This is a genomic window from Candidatus Poribacteria bacterium (assembly GCA_021295755.1).
GTDB lineage: Bacteria > Poribacteria > WGA-4E > WGA-4E > PCPOR2b > PCPOR2b.
This window is the reverse complement of the sequence record JAGWBT010000215.1, coordinates 1,114-4,870: the sequence shown is the minus strand read 5'-3', so window position 1 is coordinate 4,870 and position 3,757 is coordinate 1,114. Positions and strand designations below refer to the sequence as shown.

Sequence of the window (3,757 nt, the reverse complement as noted above, 5' to 3'; positions counted from 1 at the left end):
ACTCCTTAATCGGTTGTAATCTCAATAGGGACATTTTCTTCTAAACAATCTTTCTTTGTTTAGGTTCTGTTGACATTTGACTGTCCGTAGGTTGGATTGAACGGTTAAACGTAAATCCCTATCAAATCCAATAGACGTTCGATCGTTCAACAACACTTGCTTATAGACAGATAGAGTGAAACCCAACAAGGTTTTTCATCGAGGAGTCCCTGTTCAAAAGCTTATTTCATAAAAGTAGGCTTTTGTACCACAAACTAACAGTTTGCGCTACTTATGTCAGATTGTCCGAATGATTATAGCGTTTGCCGAATTAACAACATCAAAATGTCAACACGCCCTAGCCAATTTGGTCGAAATGATTTGCCATTTTTCAACCGCGCATCTTCCCCCAATCAACACGAACAGGTCCAACTCGCTACGAAGTCGTCAATGTCGAAGGCGGGCATCTCGTTGAAGATGTAGGGAGTTGGCTCCTTATTCTGAAAGCCGGGCACAAGTTGAGGCGAATCGGTCTGGAGTGCGCTATCCAAGGAAAGGAACCGCTGCCAGAGCATTTCTCGCTCCGATTCCGTGAAGCGATTAGACATTGGCTCACGCGGATGGTGGCGTATGTTCTTCGCCCGTTTAGACAACAGCACGAGGCAGGTCATTCGACCTTCAATGCCCGGATGCAGTTCAGCCAACCCCTGACGGAACCCTCCTTCATCTAATCCAATAATTGCGCGAAAAATGCGTTCAATTAGAGCAAGTTCGTCTTGTTCCAGATTGAGGAAATGTTCAAACTTAACTGCCAGATGCGCCGGTAGCCTATCAATCAACTCCGGTTGCCAAACGAAGGAGTGGGCGTGCGGATATATACCGTTACCAAAAGCACGATAGGTATACTGTAGGGTCCGACGCAGTTTCGTGCTGTAGTTGCTGCCCCAATGTAGAATCGTATTAAGATATACAACGCCGTCACCTACTTTCAACTCGATCGGGATACCACTATCCAACGGCTCGTGTTCACTCTTGGATAGCTGCCGGTTTTCCGCCTCAGTATTGAAACGCCTGTGGCTACCGGGAACCGCCCACAGTACATCATCGTCATACAGTGGGATGTTCCACTGCGTGTATGCCGGAGGATTCGCCAAGGAATCTGTGAACAATCCCTCCAACGGTCCCTCGCGCCACGACCGGATATCGCGATGCCAGTCCCACGGACCGTGATCTACCCGCGGGTTGCAGAACATGCCGAATTGCAGCGGTGCTACCCTCTCCGCCTGCATTAACTGCTTGCTGATTCCGTAGGTGTTTTCGTGAAATACGAACTCTACCGACTCCACTGCCTCCCGATCGACCACCCGATCAAATAACACCCGCGGCTGCGGACCTGACTCCCACTCTCCGCCCGGCGGTTCGCCCGGCTTACGATTGTCCGCCCACCACCGTTTATGCCGTTCAAGCATGCGCTCACAATGTGTGCGTAACGACTCAAGTTGGTGTGGTGGTACACACTCGCGCACGATGATGTAACCTTTGTCCTGAAGTTCTTTCGTGTCTACGGGTGTCGTCACGATCTCCACCCCCGATGTATCGGAGCATCTGTGCTCGGGATTGTTTAAATAGCTTTCATCGTTTTTTTTGAATTTTTGCGGTCTGCTTTGCAACTGTTTCAAGCTGACCTTCATCCCACTGCTCTTGCTGCTGCAATGCGTACAGCGATGTATAACCCCCTGACCAGTCTGGAGGCACTAGACAGGGGCGATCATCGTGATGCGCCCAACGTGCTGGTTTGCCCTTTACAATGGTGCCCTCGTATCGACTGGGTAGCGGATTGGCAGTGTAGGTGAAGGCATCGGCTGACGAATAGATGTTCAGTAATAACGGTCGTCCTTGGTCGGAAAGATTCGGTTTGGAACCGTGAATCACACGGCAGTTATGAATCGTGATAGATCCGGCGGGACCCTTCAGATACTCAACATTTGCTGTGTCAACACTCTTGGCGTCTTCGTCGCTGAGGCAGCCGACCCATTGATTGCTGTCATTGTATTGATTAAAAAGTTCACCCTTGTGGCTTCCGGCGATTGCACCGAGAGGCCCCTGATCATTGCCCACATCGTGAAGATAAACGCCGATTGTGAGCGGACTATAGTTGGTGTGGGGCCAATAGGTGATGTCTTGATGCCACTTAACCTCTTCGCCGCCTTCTGCCCATTTGAAATTCAATTTCGAGTGATGGAATTTCACGTCCGGTCCTACTAGGTCCGCTGCCACATCGACGATAATCGACTGCGAAGCAAACTCCCAGTAGGTCGGGTGATGTTCAACCGGACTAGTCAGACGGCGCAAGCGTGGATTGTCCGCTGTGTGTCCCGGCTCCAGATCGAACACCATATCTGACTTGTTTAAGGACCGGCTGCGCTGCACCATTTCATCCGTAACGTCGATCAGACGTTCAACCCAATCCTGCGATACAATGCTTTCAACGAGCAGGTATCCGTTATCAAAGTAAAATTGACGCTGCGCTTGAGTGAGCGCTTTAGGCTTATGAGACAATATCTTTTCAGGTGTCATTGGATGGCCTCCTTCTGTGCGAAATCAATAATAGAGTCTATATTTTCTTGTAACCGGGTTTTCGTTGATACAAAACCCGCCCATACGGCTCTGCGTCGCCATCGTATTTTGGATTCAGGCGGCGAACCATTTCCTGCGCTTCTTGAGACCAATCTTCGGGGATGGGATGTGTCTTGCTAGCTAGCTGTGCTTTGATGCGCTCCGGCAAATTGCAAAAATCGGGCTGGAACCAGAGTGTGATAACCGTGCGGCGTTCGTCGGAGTTGTTTGCGTACGAAGCGTGCAATAAACGTGAATCACCAATCAGCAGATCACCGGCTTTGACAGGGACATCAATTTCATCAGGGCGCGTCGAAAATTCGGGACGGTTTAGGTCCTTTGCCGTTGAAATCTCACCGGCATGTGGTTCCATTATTAAATCGTGGAGTGGGTTGTGCTTGTAGTGCGACCCCGGAATCACACGAAGACAACCGTTATCCGGTGTGGTGTCGGTCAGGTAGTACATGAAGAATACCTGTTGTGGTCGTGGGTCGTAGGTGCTTGAATCTGCCCAACCAAACCAGTCGTAGTGCCAAAACAACGGTGGACTGTGCGGCGGCTTGCTCAGGATATACCCACTGGTAAAGGTTGGATCCTTGAACCCCATTGATCTCAATTCCGCGAAAACCGGGTCTTCATAAGTTCTGAACGCGCTGCCTTGAGAGCGAAAATATTTTTTGTGCTCCTCCGTCATGTTTTCGCAGAGTTGGTCTGTCACGCTCCGAAGTTGGTTGACTAACGCATCACTCAGGATATTTTCAAAAACACAGAATCCTTCATTGACGAGTTGATTATATTTCTCTTTCGACATGCTGCTCCTCAAACTGTTGTACTATAGTCGAGGCTCAACCAGTCCGGTGTCTTGCACAACCGTCTCTGGTATTGGCTTTGAGCATTCAACGACTTACCAAGGCACCCGCGACCAATGTCAAGAATTGACCTTAAAAGCGTATAGATGAGCGTTTTGTAGATCGAACTTCAGACGTATTGTTTTCCCAATTAAAGGTGACAGGTCGGCATGATTTGCCCATCTGGGCTGTAGTTGCAGTTCGTCCATGCCTTTGATATCTTGGCATACCGCTTTGGCGAAACCGGGAATCTGCCGGCCCGCTGCGTCCAGGACCTCTACGGAAATCTGTCCTTGAGAAGTATCAGTGTTGAG

General features: G+C 49.6%; 4 protein-coding genes. All 4 read right to left on the bottom strand.

Annotated features, from left to right (window positions below; translation table 11 throughout):
- Nucleotides 1–392 precede the first annotated feature (392 nt).
- Entirely contained in the window at nt 393–1,556 is a 1,164-nt protein-coding gene (locus J4G02_22060) for a phytanoyl-CoA dioxygenase family protein (protein MCE2397199.1), read from the bottom strand.
- Nucleotides 1,557–1,611: 55 nt separating this feature from the next.
- Nucleotides 1,612–2,556, bottom strand: a complete 945-nt coding sequence (locus J4G02_22055; protein MCE2397198.1) for a phytanoyl-CoA dioxygenase family protein — start codon at nt 2,554–2,556, stop codon at nt 1,612–1,614.
- Between the two features lie 37 nt (nt 2,557–2,593).
- Nucleotides 2,594–3,406, bottom strand: a complete 813-nt coding sequence (locus J4G02_22050; protein MCE2397197.1) for a phytanoyl-CoA dioxygenase family protein — start codon at nt 3,404–3,406, stop codon at nt 2,594–2,596.
- Between the two features lie 117 nt (nt 3,407–3,523).
- The coding region (locus J4G02_22045) for a hypothetical protein (protein MCE2397196.1) at nt 3,524–3,757 on the bottom strand (234 nt) is incomplete at its 5' end.